Source organism: Mycobacterium sp. THU-M104 (genome assembly GCF_049197365.1).
GTDB lineage: Bacteria > Actinomycetota > Actinomycetes > Mycobacteriales > Mycobacteriaceae > Mycobacterium.
This window is the reverse complement of the sequence record NZ_JBMIOP010000258.1, coordinates 1-13576: the sequence shown is the minus strand read 5'-3', so window position 1 is coordinate 13576 and position 13576 is coordinate 1. Positions and strand designations below refer to the sequence as shown.

Below are 13576 nucleotides of genomic sequence, written 5' to 3'. Positions count from 1 at the left end.
GAGATCCGCGAGGAGGCCGGGCCGGAGAATTTCTTCCTGTTCGGCCTCACGGAACGCGAGGTTGCGGCGGTCAAGGCGGACGGATACCGCCCGGCCGGCTACATCGACGGCGACGAGGAGCTTTGCGCGGTGCTCGATCTCATTGCCGCGGGGATGTTCTCGCGCGGCGATACCGAGGTGCTCCGACCGGTGGTGGACAACCTTCGCTACGACGGTCCGTTTTTGGTGTGCGCCGACTACCGCTCTTACGTCGACTGCCGGGAGCAGGTGAGCGCCGCGTGGCAGGACCAGGATGCGTGGACCAGGATGCGTGGACCACGATGTCCATCCTGAACTCTGCGCGCAGCGGCACGTTCTCCTCGGACCGCGCCGTCGCCGAGTACTGCGACGAGATCTGGAACGTCTGGCCGCTGACGGTGAAGATCTGAGCGGGCCGGGAGTCAGTTGAGGGTCTGACCGGCCAGGAGCAGAACCCCGGAAACCACCAATGCGATCACCTTGATCACCTCCAGGCCGACGTAAGCGTAGTGGCCGCGAGAGCGGGGCGCATCCAGGCCGGCAAGGACCCTGTCAGAGCGTCGGCTCAAGAACGGCCGCACGCCGATCAACTGGGTGGCGAGCATGGCGAAGGCGGTCACCAATGCCGCGATTGCGCCGGCCGGCGGCGGGCCGGCAATCATGATCGCCGCGAGGACGGCGGCGAACATGACCTCGATGTCGTTGAGCGCGCGAAAGACCAGGCGCCCGATCCCCAGACCGATCTGCGTCGTCACGTCGGGTGCGCGGAACTTCAGCGGTGCTTCCAGGAACGAGATGGCCAGCACCATGCCCAGCCACACGAAAATCACGGCGACGGCTACGGATGTTGCGGTGTTCATCGCTGCGGTGTTCATCGCTGCGGTGTTCATCGCGAACTTCCCTTCGAAGTCAGTTCGGCCAGGCAGAGATCCGGTTCGACGAACGCATCCAACCGGTCGACGGCGAGAGGTGCCGCCTGGCTCTCCAGAACGCCTTGCATGAGGCCGAGGTGGATCGGGCACACGACTTGGGATCGGGCCTCGGCGACTTCGAGGAAGGGGCAGTGCCGCAGGCCGATCTGCCGCGCCCCTCGGCGCTCGGGCGCGAATCCGAGTTCGTCGAGGACTCCGACGAGATGGTCGACCGATTCCTTCGCGCGTGTCTTTTTCCCGGTGGACTCCGATTTTGCCAACTGCTTTCCCCACGCGCGCCCGGCGGCCTGCGCCTTGGCGGCCGGATCGCGCCCGGCAGCAAGGCCCGCGGCGAGAATCTCGGCGAGCAGTCGGTAATGGCGGGGTCCGCCGCGGTCCATCTGCGGGATCGCACGGAACATCAGGGGCGGTCGTCCCGGGCGGGCGAGCTCGGGCTCAGCGTGCTCCACCAGGCCGTCGCGCACCAGCGTGTCCAGATGGAATCGGGCGGTGTTGGGATGCACGCCCAGCACGTCGGCAATCGCGCTGATACCCATCGGATCGGGTGCGGCCTTCACTACCCGCAGCACATCGCGGCGGCGACCGGATGGCCGCTCGTGTGACATCGGGGGCATGCCCATGCTCACTGCGGGTCCTGCTTGGGAAGGCCTGCCACCAGAGGTGTGTCCACGCCGAGGGGACCGAGCTTGGCCGCTCCGCCCGGTGATCCCAGGGGTTCGTCCCGACCCGGCAGAGTTTCGGAAAAAAATGCCGCATTGTCGTCTTGATAGGGCCGCAACTCTTCGGGCAGATCGTCCTCGTAGTAGATCGCCTGGACGGGGCAGACAGGTTCGCACGCTCCGCAGTCCACACATTCGTCCGGATGGATGTACAGGGCCCGGCCGCCCTCGTAGATGCAGTCCACCGGGCACTCCTCCACGCAGGCCCGGTCCATCACGTCAACACACGGCTTCCCGATCACGTACGTCATGGCGTAGAGTTTACACAAGTCTCTTTGTGAAAACTAGGGAAGGTGCGGAACCCCATGGCCGACAACGAACTCGACGTGCGACCACTGCGCAAGCCGGAAAAACATCCGACGATCTTCGCCGCCTATGCCGATCTCCCTGTCGGTGGATCGTTCGTGTTGGTCAACAATCATGACCCCAAGCACCTGCGTGAGGAATTCGACGCCGATCACGTCGGCAGCTACGGATGGGAGTACATCGAGCGGGGACCGGCCGTGTGGAAGATCCGGATCAGCAGACTCACCACCACGCCGCTGCCGCGGATTCTGGCGCACACGGCCGATATCGCCGAGGGGCAACCGGACGCGGCCGGGGTGTCCTGGAAACTTCAAGTCCGAGATCGGGATCTCGATTCGAACGTCATCACGCTGGGACCTGGCAGCGGCATCGCCACCCATACCGGCGCCGACGTGGACGTCCTGATCCACGTGCTCTCCGGTAGCGGTCAGCTCACCACCGAGCAGGGGACGATCAACCTGAGTTCCGGTGCCCTGCTGTGGTTGCCGCGTCGGTCACGACGACAGTTCAGTGCCGGACCGGACGGACTGCGGTACCTGACCGTGCATCAAAAACGCGAAATCCTGCCTCTGTCACCCACCATCCGGCGGGTCGTCTGATGGGCAGGGACATGCCGACCGATCATCTTGATCTGCTGCCGTGGTCGAACCGCGGGGACGACACTGTGCAAGGACACTGGCTGCTGGCGCGGCTGGGTAAGCGGGTACTCCGCCCAGGCGGCATTGGACTGACCCGCACGCTGCTCTCCGAAGCTGAAATCACCGACGCCGACGTACTCGAGCTGGCCCCAGGCCTCGGCCGCACCTCGGTTGAAATCCTCGCTCACCATCCCCGGTCGTACATTGGTGTCGAGCAGGATCCCGACGCCGCCCGGTCGGTGCGCAGCCTCATCAACGGACACGGGGAGATCCGGGTCGCCGACGCCGCCGACACCGCGTTGCCCGACGCCAGCAGGGATGTCGTCCTCGGTGAGGCGATGCTGACAATGCAAGGCGATCCCGCCAAGCGCGCCATCGTTGCCGAGGCCTCGCGGGTGCTGCGCCCCGGCGGACGCTACGCCATCCACGAACTCGCGTTGACACCCGATGCCATCGCCGATGAGATCAAAAACGATGCCCGGCAATCACTTGCCCGTGCGATCAAGGTCAACGCCCGACCTCTGACGGTAGCCGAATGGACAGGCCTGCTCGGCACGCACGGGCTGATCGTCGACCACGTGGCAACCGCGCCGATGAACCTGTTACAACCACGACGCCTGCTCGCCGACGAAGGCCTTCTGCGGGCATTGCGGTTTGCCGCCAACCTTGTCGTCCACCACGACGCGAGACGGCGAGTAGCTCAGATGCGCAACACTTTCCGACGCCACCGCGAACGGTTGATCGCTGTAGCGATTGTTGCCCACAAACCGATTTGCGACACCGGCTGACGGATGACACCGGGGAATGCTCACCAACAGCTATCTCATCGCAGTGCCGACCGGGATCAAATTCGTCAATTGGATCGGCACGATCTGGAAAGGGCAGCTGACGTTCGAAACCCCGACGTTGTTCGCGATGGGCTTTCTGGTGACCTTTCTGCTGGGTGGGCTCTCGGGGGTGATGCTGGCCAGCCCGCCGATCGACTTCCACGTCACCGAGACCTATTTCGTGGTCGCGCACTTCCACTACGTGCTGTTCGGCGCCATCGTGTTCTCCACCTTCGCCGGAATCTACTTCTGGTTCCCGAAGATGACCGGCCGGCTACTTGACGAGCGGTTGGGCAAGCTGCACTTCTGGTTGACGCTGAGCGGCTTTCACCTCACCTTTTTGGTGCAGCACTGGCTGGGCAACATGGGCATGCCGCGGCGCTACGCGGACTACCTGCCCACCGATGGCTTCACCACGCTGAATGTCGTCTCCACCATCGGCGCCTCGGTGCTGGGCGTCTCGATGCCGCCTTTCGTCTGGAACGTGTTCCGCAGCTGGCGCTACGGGGAGCCGGTCACCGTCGATGACCCTTGGGGGCGTGGCAACTCGCTGGAATGGGCCACCAGCTGCCCACCGCCGCGGATCCGCACATGATCCAACGGGTGCGCAACGAGCGACACATCCGGCACAACGTCGATCTCAGAGAAAGTGCCAGAAGGCCGAGCCGCCTGAGCAACTGAACACCCCTGTCGGGTCAGCGGCCGACCAGTGCGTCGAGTTCGGGCGTATCAGCCCCGGTGAGTCGACGGTGCATGGCCCAGGCGATCCGTGCGGCTTGGAGTTTCGCGCGCTCGGCGACAGGTCCTCTGAACATGTCGTCGACGGTGGTGTTCCACGTGGCCAGCCAGCGCACGAAGTGACCGCCGTTCAGCGGAGTGCGCTGATGGACATGCCGGTGGGCGTGCAGCGCGCTACCCCGGTAGCGTCCGGCACGAAACAGGACCGTTTCCCAGAAGTCGCACATCACCGCAATGTGCGTATCAAGACCTCTGGTCCGCAACTCGGTGAAGGCCCCAGCGAGCACATCATCGATGAACACCCGGCCGTAGAAGTGGCGCAGCAGCGCCTCCACATCGGTGCGGGTGGTGAGGTCCGCGCTCGGTTGTCCTTGCACCGCATGCGGTTCAGTCATGCACAATCACCCTGGCAAGACACAGGTCGGGTTCGACAAAAGGCTCCAGCTCGGCCTCGGACGTGCGGCGTGGTTGCTCTGCGGTCGGGTCGTCGCCCGCGGCGGGTTTCGCGAGCAAGCCTTGCAGGAGTCCTCGATGCAGGGCGCAGCCCACCTCCGGGTGCGCACGGGCCAGGTCGCGAACCGGGCAGGAGTTCAGACGAATCGTTTGCCCGGTGCGGGCGTTGCGCGTCGCGGCCACGGTCAACTCAGGCGCGAAACCCATCCGCGCGAAAACCGACACGATGGCAGCACTGCGGTCCGTCAGGTCCCGGCTCGTGACTGTGTCCGAACCATCCTGCCCGGCAGCGGTTTCGCGGACCGAATCGATGTCGATGCGCTCAGCCCACCGCCGCCCGGCAGCCTCGGCGCGTCGACGCCGCTGATCGGCGGTGGCACCCAGTTCCAGGGCCAATATCTCGGCCAGGCTCCGATAGTCCATCCGATCGCGCACGGCCAGATAGCCGATACGCGGACGACCGACACCGGCACGCCCGATCCGAGTACGCTGCACAGCTCCCTGGTCGCACAACGCGTCGAGGTGAAATCGCACCGTCGTCACGTGCAGTCCCATCCCTGCGGCCAGCTCCTGGGCGTCGAGCGCACCGTCATGCCCACGCACCAACTCCAGGATGCGTTGGCGTTGAAAGTTGCCTGGCCCGCGATGCATTCGCCCGGTCTTGGGATCGTTGCGCTCAGCCATCCGCGACACCTTGCCCCTGATCTATTTAAATGATAATTTTCATCAATAATAGCATCGCTTCGAAGAAGCTGGGACGTCGTCCGCCGCGCGCATGAGAGCACTGCGGGCAACGGCGGGGGTCAGCTTCGCCGCGGGCTGGAGCAGAGCACCATCGGAGGCAAAATGGGACAAGGCGAGGGCCATGAGCATCGCTGAACGGACCACGCAAACCATCTGGAAGGGGCCACTGGTGTCCGGCGGAGGCACGCTCGCGCACGGCAGCAGCGGAGTTCTCGATGGTGTGCCGTTGACCTGGGCCTCCCGAACTGAGCAACCGGACGGCAAGAGTAGCCCCGAGGAACTGGCCGCAGCTGCGCACTCGTCGTGTTTCGCGATGCGCTCGCAATGAAGTTAGATGCGCTCGCAATGAAGTTAGGTGAAAACCACACGCCGCCCGCGCGGCTCAATGTCACCGCCACCGTGAGCCTCGACGCAGTCGACGGGGTTCCGACGATCACCGCTTCCCGTTTGAAAGTCAGAGCGCGGGTCGACCTGCCGGCACAATCGCGCGCGGAACTGATCCGGTTCATCTCGACCGGCCGCGCGCCCGACGGCTGGGTATGCCACCAGGCCGTCGTCGCCGGCACTCACTCCAACTCGACGACCCACTGACGCTGGAGCAAAGGAGGATCCGCATGCACGTCATGGCAGACCCGGATCGCTGATCGCGCCAAAGGTGTTCGAGCTCGACGACAACGAGTACGCCGTCGTGATCACCGACCCCGTCCCCATCGAGCAAGAAGCACTGGTCGAGCGAGCCATCGCCGCGTGTCCTCGCGCAGCGTTGTCACGGGAAAGCTAGCGGGGCACCACCCGTGGCTTTGCGATGACGCACGACGAACTCGGATCAGCCACCGCGACTGATTGTTTCGCTGAGCCATCCCGCGAGAACAGCCGCCTGACTGTGATCGACATCGCGGGCAGCGGTCAGCAACACCACGTCGCCGTGATCGGCGATTTCTTTGAGATGTTCGACAGCGTTGCGCCACGTGGTCGACTTCAATTCCGCCAGGTAGCGACGCCGGAACTCGGCGAATTTCTCGGGATCATGCCCGTACCACTTGCGCAGCTCGGTCGACGGAGCAACGTCACGCAACCACTCGGTGAGGTCGAGCGATTCTTTCTTGATGCCCCGTGGCCAGACACGGTCGACCAGCACGCGTGCACCCTCAGAGGGCGAAACCTTCTCGTAAACCCTGCGGTAGGAAATATGACCAACCATTGTTCACCTCACTGACCGCATCGGGGAATTGACTCCGATCGCATCTGGCCGGCCGGACGACATCGCGCGGCCACCACATCGGCTTGATCAGTGTGGACTAATGGCCTTTTGCGACGGTCAACAAGACGACGGAGTCTTCGACGGCCTCCAGGCCATGCTGGCTCGGCGGGATCACCAGCTGATCGCCCGGGGCTCCGTCCCAACTGGTTTCGGAGGTCGTCAGCCTGATGCGCCCCTGCAGCACCTGCAAGGTGGCATCGCCGGGGCTGTCGTGCTCTGAAAGCGCCGCACCGGCCTTCAAGGCAATCAGGGTTTGCCGCAGGCTGTGTTGGTGACCGCCATACACCGTGTGCGCACTGCGGCCGCTGGCGGCCCGGTGCGCGGCAGCCAACTGCTCACGCGCCAGGGCGGTGAGCGAGATCTTGTCCATCGTGGCTGGCTCCTTCCTGATCACAAAGCCTATGCCGCAGAGTGGAAATCCAGAGGCCTAGGCACGGGAACCCACATCGGCAACCTGAAGCAATTTCAACTTCCAAAACCGTATCACCAAGCTATTCTGTGCGGATTCGAACGTCACATGCGGGTCAGCGGTCTGACGTTACTGGATCCCAGACGCGCGAATGCCCGAAGCCGTTGAAAGCATCGATATTTCGAGTAGCGAACCCGTCGACACCCTGGCGGCGCAGTGCCACGTGGCCGCTGCCGGATCGGAACTCGACGGCGAGCTGGTTGTGGCGTCGGATCGGCCGGCTACCGGCATGCACCACATCGGCCTTGACGGCGATGAGGCGGCGACGCGACGCCTCGCGGGCGGACTCCAACGTGACGGCATCACGGCAGGCACTCGCCGACGGCGTCCAGTTGCGGACCCTGACGGCCGACCGTGATCGAAGATGCGGGGTGGAGCTCAGGGGACTCGAACCCCTGGATTCGGTGTCCGTCAACGTCTCTACCAGCGGCTTCGATCTCCTTCGTTCGATTTCAGTGCAGTTCGTCACCTGCGGTTTCGATTCGGCGTGTTGACGGCGTCAACGCGCCGGACCGCCCCCATAGACGGCATGTTCTCCGCACGCCGCCCCAGTTATGGACTGTCATCTGCAACCGTAGTTCGTTACTATTGACCAAAGGAAGGTGGTGATTGACAGTGGCTCGAGTCATCCCACGCTCGGTCGCCGACGTGGTCGAGCAGCTCGAACTCGACGGCGACCTGGTCGTGACGTCCGATCGGCTGGCCACCGTCATGCGCCAAGTCGGGCTTGACGGTGACGAAGCGGCGACACAGCGCCTCGCCTACGGACTCCAGCGCGGCGGCTGGCTGGGAAAACTGCGCACCCGCCACGCTTGGGAGTTCCTTCCCGGGGCGCGCGGCGGTGTCTACGGCTCTGGGGACCGCTTCATCGAGTTCCGCGCGCAGCGCGCCGTGGACCCCGATTGGGGCGGCGTGCTGGCCATGGAAACCGCAGCATCCCTCCTCGGGCTGGCCCAGCGGCTACCCGAGCAAGAAGTCGTCGCCCTCCCGGCCGAGCAACCCCTTCCTAAAGCACTCGCCGGTGATTGGCGCTACGTCCACATCGAGTTGCCCGAGGCCGGGCTGACAACGGTCAACGAACTGCCGTCATGGAACCTCGAAGGACTCATCATCGGTATTGCGGTGCGCCCGTCGGCCTACAAGGACGTAGCCGGCCTCGGCCAATGGCTGCCGGATGCCGTCGCGCGCGTGGACGTCGGCACCGTCATCGGCTTGCTCGAAACCAGGCCTCGTGCACCAGCGCAGCGTGCCGCATACCTTCTCGGGTCGGCAGGCAACAACGAGGCCCGAGCCGCGATCATCGCCACCTACCGAGCAACAGAGACGGTCTGGCTTGGACCGCGTGTCGCCGGTGCAGGTTTCTTCGACTCCGAGACCAACGTCAATGACACTCTGCTGCATCGATATCTCACCGTGGGCACCGGATCGTGACCCGGATTACCAAAGGGCACCTCACGTGACCCTGTCACACAGGGCCGGCCCGTCAGTTCGTCCCCTACCGTCGTGCCATAACGAGATCCGAGGGGGGCCTGCCGTTGTCGTCAAAATTCTCGTCGGAAGCCGCAACGACGGTCACTCAAAACGAAGGTCACTCAAACTGTCATTGATCCTGGTGGAGCTAAGGGGACTCGAACCCCTGACCCCCACACTGCCAGTGTGGTGCGCTACCAGCTGCGCCATAGCCCCGAGAAGACGTGCTCATCGAAGCTACACCACCGGCAACCGTCCTTCAAAGCTGCTGGTCACGCCAGCTCGACGTCCGCCTGCGACGGCAAAAGATCGGGTACCGTCTCGGTCGCGGCCCGGGTTTCCGGCGACAGCACCCAGCCGAATGCCGCGACCAGCAGCACCATCCCGCTGATGCCGAAGTCCCAGCCGAAGCTCAGTCGCTCGGCGACCCAGCCGACCGCGATCGAGCCGATGATCGCGCCCAGATCCGAGGCCATCTGCACCGCTGCCACCGGAGTGCCCGCGCGCGCCTCGCTGCCGAGGATGTCGGCCACGGCGGCCTGCATCGGCGACATGAAGATGCCCGTGGTCACGCCGGACACGCACGCCGCGGCCAGAAACGCCGGCAGCGACGACACCACCCCCAGGGCGACGGTCGCCACGCCGGAAGCCCCCAGGCCGGCGATCAACAGCGTGCGCCGCCCCATCCGGTCGGACAGGTAGCCGCTGGGGATGACGGCCAGGGCGTTGCCGGCCGCGAACGCCGCCAGCACCACACCGATGATGCCGACACTCCGGCCCATGACGTCGGAGACGAACAGCGGGACCAGCGCCACGCGCAGCCCGAACGCCGACCAGCCGGTCGCGAAGTTGGACAACAGCGACGACCAGTACGCCCGGAACCGCAGCGCCTCTGCCATCGTCACCTTCGACCGGGTCGGCGCCGCGGGTGCGGCCAGCGTCGAATGCCGCAGGCCATAGAACAGCACCACCGCCACAACCAGCAGCGCGACGCCGTAGGCGACGAACGGGGCGGCCAAACCCCAGCCCGCCATCAGGGACCCGACCGCCGGACCGGCGACGGCGCCCACCATGAACGAGGTGGTGAAGATGCCCGCCACCCGCCCGCGCGCATCGGCCGGACTGATGTGGATCATCAGGCCCAGCGCCGAGACGTAGAACAGCGTCGAGCCGACGCCGCTGACCGCGCGGAAGATCAGCAGTTGCCCGTATGTCTGGGAGAACGCGCACGCGCCGGTTGAGACTGCCACGACCAGCAAACCGCTGATGTAGATGCGCCGCTCCCCGAGCCGCTGCACCAACAAGCCGCTGATCGGCGCGAAACACAGCCTGCTCAAGGAGAATACGGTAACCAAGAACGTCACCGCATTGACACTGACCCCGAAAGTCCGCGCAAACGCGGGCATCACCGGCGAAATGACGCCGTAGCCCAGCGCGATCATGATGTTCGCCCAGCTGAGGATCCAGACTTCGCGCGGCAGCCGCGCGGACCGGGATCCGCGTCCCCCCGGGCCGGCAGGCCGGAGGGATCGAAGGCAATAGGTCACCCGTCGACTTTATGCATCATCTCGCGCGGGATTTCAGGCACCTCGGCGAATGCCGCTTGCTAGCCCGCTCCCTTACCGTTGTCGACTCGGTAGACGGCACCGTGGACGGCGGCGGAGTCGTCGCCGGCGAGGAACGCGATCACGTTCGCGACGTCGAGGGGCGCCATCATCCCGCGCGGCGAGGCGGTGCGCATGATCAGGTCGTAGTTCGGCTTCTCCGGAACGCTGAATTGCTCGATCTGCGGCGTGAGCATGCCGCCCGGACATACCGCGTTGACGCGCCGTGTTCTACGTCGGCGAAGACATCGGCCAAACGTCCGGTTTCCCGGCCGATGCCGAAAACCGTTGCGCCCTGACGGGAAAACAAGAGTGCCGTCTGGGCGCCGAGGCCCGAGGACACACCGGTCACCAGCGCGACCTTGCCCCGCAACGTCGACATGCCGTTCCTCGCCTCCATGTGGTCGCGGAATACCTTGAGAGCAGCGGAACTTCGCTCAGTAAAACCGCATCCGCGTAACGCTGTCCCGCAATAGCTCAAGTGGCGCAACGGTTCTCAATCCGACCACGCGCATCGCGCGGCGTGCGGCCAGCAGTGCGATCAGGCTGATCGCCAGTCTGCCCAGCGCCACCCGGCTCGTTCGTCCCCTGCGGGCCGCCGGTGCGGCGGCTGCGCGCCGGCCGAGGTAGTAGCCGACGAACGTCGCGGTCACCAGGGCGGCCATCGCCGCGAGCACGGTCATCTCGACCAGCGTCCTGCGTCACCGTCGCGGCACGGTCACACGCGGAACACGTGTTGGCAAAAGGCGGCCCGGCGGTCATCCGATGACGCTGTTGACCACCTCGCGCGCGGTGTGCTGCACCTCGGCCAGGTGCTCGGGCCCCTTGAAGGATTCCGCGTAGATCTTGTAGACGTCCTCGGTGCCCGACGGCCGCGCGGCGAACCACGCGTTGGCCGTCGTCACCTTGAGCCCCCCCAGCGGGGCCCCGTTTCCGGGCGCGGTGGTCAGCTTCGCCGTGATCGGCTCCCCGGCCAGCTCGGTGGCGCTGACCTGCTCGGCCGACAGTGTGGCCAGCCGGGCCTTCTGGCCGCGGTCGGCGGGTGCGTCCACCCGCGCATAGCACGGTGTCCCGTAGTCGGCGGTCAGTTCCTGGTAGCGCTGCGACGGGCTGCGCCCGGTGACGGCCAGGATCTCGGCGGCCAGCAGGGCCAGGATGATGCCGTCCTTGTCGGTGGTCCACACCGAGCCGTCGCGGCGCAGGAACGACGCCCCGGCCGACTCCTCGCCGCCGAAGCCGATGGTGCCGCCGATCAGCCCGTCGACGAACCACTTGAACCCGACCGGCACCTCGACCAGCTTGCGGCCGATGCCCGCGACCACCCGGTCGATGATCGACGAACTGACCGCGGTCTTGCCCACCGCGATGCCGTCGGGCCACGACGGGCGGTGGGTGTAGAGGTAGTCGATGGCCACCGCCAGGTAATGGTTGGGGTTGAGCAGACCCGCATCGGGGGTGACGACGCCGTGGCGGTCGGCGTCGGCGTCGTTGCCGGTGGCGATCTGGTAGCGGTCGGGGTTGGCGGACATCGTTCGGATGAGCCCGGCCATCGCGTCCGGCGAGCTGCAGTCCATCCGGATCTTGCCGTCGTGGTCGAGCGTCATGAACCGCCAGGTCGCGTCCACCAGCGGGTTGACCACGGTCAGCTCGAGGTTGTGACGCTGGGCGATCTCGCCCCAGTAGTCCACGCTGGCCCCGCCCAGCGGGTCGGCCCCGATGCGTATCCCGGCCGCGCGGATCGCGGCGATGTCGACCACGTTGGGCAGGTCGTCGACGTAGTTGCCCAGGAAGTCGTGACGCTGCACGGTCTGCAGCGCGCGGGCCAGCGGAACGCGCTTCACCCCCGCGCCGGTGCGCAGAATCTCGTTGGCGCGCTTGGCGATCGCGTTGGTGGCCTCGGTACCGGCGGGGCCGCCGTGGGGCGGGTTGTACTTGAAGCCGCCGTCGGCGGGCGGGTTGTGCGACGGCGTGACCACGATCCCGTCGGCCAGCGCCTCGGTGCGGCCGCGGTTGTAGGCGAGAATGGCGTGGCTGACCGCCGGCGTCGGCGTGTACCGGTCCCGCGAGTCGACCATGGCCACAACATCGTTGGCGGCCAACACCTCCAGCGCCGACACCCAGGCCGGCTCCGAAAGCCCATGCGTATCGCGGCCGATGAACAACGGCCCGGTGGTGCCCTGGGCGGTACGGTACTCGACGATGGCCTGGGTGACGGCCAGGATGTGGGCCTCGTTGAACGCTCCGTTCAGCGCCGAGCCGCGGTGACCCGAGGTGCCGAACACCACCTGCTGGGCGATGTCGTCGGGGTCCGGAGCGATGCAGTAGTAGCAGGTGATGAGGTGGGGCAGATCGACGAGGTCTTCGGGCTGGGCCGGCTGACCGGCACGCGGGTTGGCCACCATGGCTACTCATTCTGCCCGCGCCTCCCCTCGCGCGCGCTCCGAGCCTTACGCGCCGGCGTATCCGGTTACGCTGCGAAGCGCATCTCCAGCACACCCAAGGCAGCAAACGGAAGGGAACCGATCAGTGGCAAGCCTCGACCACCGCGAGCTGGCCGCGGTTTTCGCCGGCGGCGCGTTGGGCGCGCTGGCCCGCTCCGTGATTACGGTACTCACCGTCCATGACCCGGCGAGCTGGCCGTGGCCGACGTTCACGGTGAACATCGTCGGTGCCTTCCTGGTCGGCTACTTCACCACCCGGCTGCTCGAACGGCTCCCGTCGTCCAGCTACCGGCGCCCCCTGCTGGGCACCGGGCTGTGCGGCGGGCTGACCACGTTCTCCACGATGCAGGTCGAGACGCTGAGCATGCTCCAGGGCGGCCACTGGGCCCTCGCCGCGGCCTACACCGTCACCACCATCGTGCTGGGATTCCTCGCGGTGCACCTGTCCACCGCGTTCGTGCGCCGGGTGCGGTTTCGGCGATGACGGGCGCGTTGACGTCACTGGCCGTGTGGGCCGGCGTGCTGCTCGCCGGAGGCACCGGGGCGGTGCTGCGTTTCCTGGTGGACCGGACGGTGGGCCGGCGGGTCGCCCGCCCGTTTCCGTTCGGCACCCTGACGGTCAACATCAGCGGGGCCGCGCTGCTCGGGGTGATCAGCGGACTGGCCCTGAGCAGGGAGGCGGCCCTGCTGACCGACACCGCGTTCGTCGGCGCCTACACAACCTTCTCCACCTGGATGCTGGAATCCCAGCGACTCGGCGAGGAGCGCCAGTTGCGTCCGGCGCTGGCCAACATCGTCGTCAGCATCGCGTTGGGGCTCGCCGCGGCGCAGCTGGGGCAGCGGATCGCCGAGCACTTGTGACGTTGTCGGTGGCCCGGTCTAGCATCGAACTCATGTTCGAATCATTGGTGGCGGTGGACCCCGCCTCCGGCGAAGCGGCGCTGATCGAGCGCATC

General features: G+C 66.1%; 15 protein-coding genes, 1 tRNA gene and 6 pseudogenes. 9 read left to right on the top strand and 13 right to left on the bottom strand.

The features are described 5' to 3' along the window. Positions 1-428 (top strand): annotated as a pseudogene (locus ACOJVU_RS18810) (glycogen/starch/alpha-glucan phosphorylase); the annotation flags it as partial. Between the two features lie 12 nt (positions 429-440). Here ACOJVU_RS18810 and ACOJVU_RS18805 read toward each other — a convergent pair. From ACOJVU_RS18805 to fdxA, 3 genes are read right to left on the bottom strand one after another with little or no spacing between them, the layout of a single operon-like run. Continuing rightward, on the bottom strand, positions 441-878 hold the full coding sequence (locus ACOJVU_RS18805; protein ID WP_421531157.1) for a hypothetical protein: 438 nt from the start codon (positions 876-878) through the stop codon (positions 441-443). 26 nt (positions 879-904) lie between these two features. Then, a complete protein-coding gene (locus ACOJVU_RS18800; protein ID WP_421531153.1) occupies positions 905-1570 on the bottom strand; it encodes a helix-turn-helix transcriptional regulator in 666 nt (221 codons plus the stop codon). 2 nt (positions 1571-1572) lie between these two features. Further along, the gene (fdxA, locus tag ACOJVU_RS18795) at positions 1573-1920 is read right to left on the bottom strand and encodes a ferredoxin (RefSeq protein ID WP_421531152.1); all 348 of its coding nucleotides are present in this window, start codon (positions 1918-1920) and stop codon (positions 1573-1575) included. A gap of 54 nt (positions 1921-1974) precedes the next feature. Here fdxA and ACOJVU_RS18790 point away from each other — a divergent pair, with 54 nt between their 5' ends. The 3 genes and pseudogenes from ACOJVU_RS18790 to ACOJVU_RS18780 form a co-directional block, all read left to right on the top strand. Next, complete coding sequence (locus ACOJVU_RS18790) at positions 1975-2574, top strand: DUF2249 domain-containing protein (RefSeq protein WP_421531151.1); 600 nt, start codon at positions 1975-1977, stop codon at positions 2572-2574. A gap of 11 nt (positions 2575-2585) precedes the next feature. Next, positions 2586-3401: a class I SAM-dependent methyltransferase gene (locus ACOJVU_RS18785; RefSeq protein WP_421531156.1), complete on the top strand. Its 816-nt coding sequence runs from the start codon at positions 2586-2588 to the stop codon at positions 3399-3401. Positions 3402-3429: 28 nt separating this feature from the next. Further along, positions 3430-4023, top strand: a pseudogene (locus ACOJVU_RS18780) (cbb3-type cytochrome c oxidase subunit I); the annotation flags it as partial. Between the two features lie 112 nt (positions 4024-4135). Here the strand turns inward: ACOJVU_RS18780 and ACOJVU_RS18775 are convergent. Both ACOJVU_RS18775 and ACOJVU_RS18770 read right to left on the bottom strand, forming a co-directional pair. Then, positions 4136-4573 carry a group III truncated hemoglobin gene (locus ACOJVU_RS18775; protein ID WP_421531150.1) on the bottom strand — a complete coding sequence of 146 codons (438 nt, stop codon included), beginning with the start codon at positions 4571-4573 and terminating at the stop codon, positions 4136-4138. Then, on the bottom strand, positions 4566-5315 hold the full coding sequence (locus ACOJVU_RS18770) for a helix-turn-helix transcriptional regulator (protein ID WP_421531149.1): 750 nt from the start codon (positions 5313-5315) through the stop codon (positions 4566-4568). Before ACOJVU_RS18770 ends, ACOJVU_RS18775 begins: the two co-directional genes overlap by 8 nt. A gap of 181 nt (positions 5316-5496) precedes the next feature. On the opposite strand from ACOJVU_RS18770, the pseudogene ACOJVU_RS18765 reads away from it, so the two are divergent. Both ACOJVU_RS18765 and ACOJVU_RS18760 read left to right on the top strand, forming a co-directional pair. Continuing rightward, positions 5497-5876, top strand: a pseudogene (locus ACOJVU_RS18765) (OsmC family peroxiredoxin); the annotation flags it as partial. Between the two features lie 142 nt (positions 5877-6018). Then, positions 6019-6156 (top strand): annotated as a pseudogene (locus ACOJVU_RS18760) (ferredoxin); the annotation flags it as partial. Positions 6157-6201: 45 nt separating this feature from the next. On the opposite strand, the gene ACOJVU_RS18755 reads toward ACOJVU_RS18760, so the two are convergent. The 3 genes and pseudogenes from ACOJVU_RS18755 to ACOJVU_RS18745 all read right to left on the bottom strand — a co-directional run. Then, positions 6202-6576 (bottom strand): DUF488 domain-containing protein, encoded by a 375-nt coding sequence (locus ACOJVU_RS18755; RefSeq protein ID WP_421531148.1) that lies wholly within the window; start codon positions 6574-6576, stop codon positions 6202-6204. A 97-nt stretch (positions 6577-6673) separates the two neighbouring features. After that, positions 6674-7006, bottom strand: coding sequence for a cupin domain-containing protein (locus ACOJVU_RS18750; RefSeq protein ID WP_421531147.1), 333 nt, complete (start codon positions 7004-7006; stop codon positions 6674-6676). Positions 7007-7160: 154 nt separating this feature from the next. Continuing rightward, a pseudogene (locus tag ACOJVU_RS18745) lies at positions 7161-7268 on the bottom strand (VapC toxin family PIN domain ribonuclease); the annotation flags it as partial. Between the two features lie 452 nt (positions 7269-7720). On the opposite strand from ACOJVU_RS18745, the gene ACOJVU_RS18740 reads away from it, so the two are divergent. After that, entirely contained in the window at positions 7721-8536 is an 816-nt protein-coding gene (locus tag ACOJVU_RS18740; RefSeq protein ID WP_421531155.1) for a type IV toxin-antitoxin system AbiEi family antitoxin, read from the top strand. A gap of 179 nt (positions 8537-8715) precedes the next feature. On the opposite strand, the gene ACOJVU_RS18735 is transcribed toward ACOJVU_RS18740, so the two are convergent. From ACOJVU_RS18735 to pgm, 5 genes and pseudogenes are all read right to left on the bottom strand, one after another. Next, positions 8716-8791, bottom strand: a tRNA-Ala gene (locus ACOJVU_RS18735). A 56-nt stretch (positions 8792-8847) separates the two neighbouring features. Beyond that, complete coding sequence (locus ACOJVU_RS18730) at positions 8848-10017, bottom strand: MFS transporter (protein ID WP_421531154.1); 1170 nt, start codon at positions 10015-10017, stop codon at positions 8848-8850. Between the two features lie 164 nt (positions 10018-10181). Beyond that, positions 10182-10561 (bottom strand): annotated as a pseudogene (locus ACOJVU_RS18725) (SDR family oxidoreductase). A gap of 55 nt (positions 10562-10616) precedes the next feature. Then, positions 10617-10862, bottom strand: coding sequence for a hypothetical protein (locus tag ACOJVU_RS18720; protein ID WP_421531146.1), 246 nt, complete (start codon positions 10860-10862; stop codon positions 10617-10619). A gap of 75 nt (positions 10863-10937) precedes the next feature. Then, the gene (gene pgm / locus ACOJVU_RS18715; RefSeq protein WP_421531145.1) at positions 10938-12581 is read right to left on the bottom strand and encodes a phosphoglucomutase (alpha-D-glucose-1,6-bisphosphate-dependent); all 1644 of its coding nucleotides are present in this window, start codon (positions 12579-12581) and stop codon (positions 10938-10940) included. Positions 12582-12705: 124 nt separating this feature from the next. Between pgm and crcB (ACOJVU_RS18710) the strand changes: the two genes are divergently transcribed. After that, positions 12706-13104, top strand: coding sequence for a fluoride efflux transporter CrcB (gene crcB / locus ACOJVU_RS18710; RefSeq protein ID WP_421531144.1), 399 nt, complete (start codon positions 12706-12708; stop codon positions 13102-13104). Continuing rightward, complete coding sequence (gene crcB, locus ACOJVU_RS18705) at positions 13101-13481, top strand: fluoride efflux transporter CrcB (protein WP_343708406.1); 381 nt, start codon at positions 13101-13103, stop codon at positions 13479-13481. Before crcB (ACOJVU_RS18710) ends, crcB (ACOJVU_RS18705) begins: the two co-directional genes overlap by 4 nt. Positions 13482-13576 lie beyond the last annotated feature (95 nt).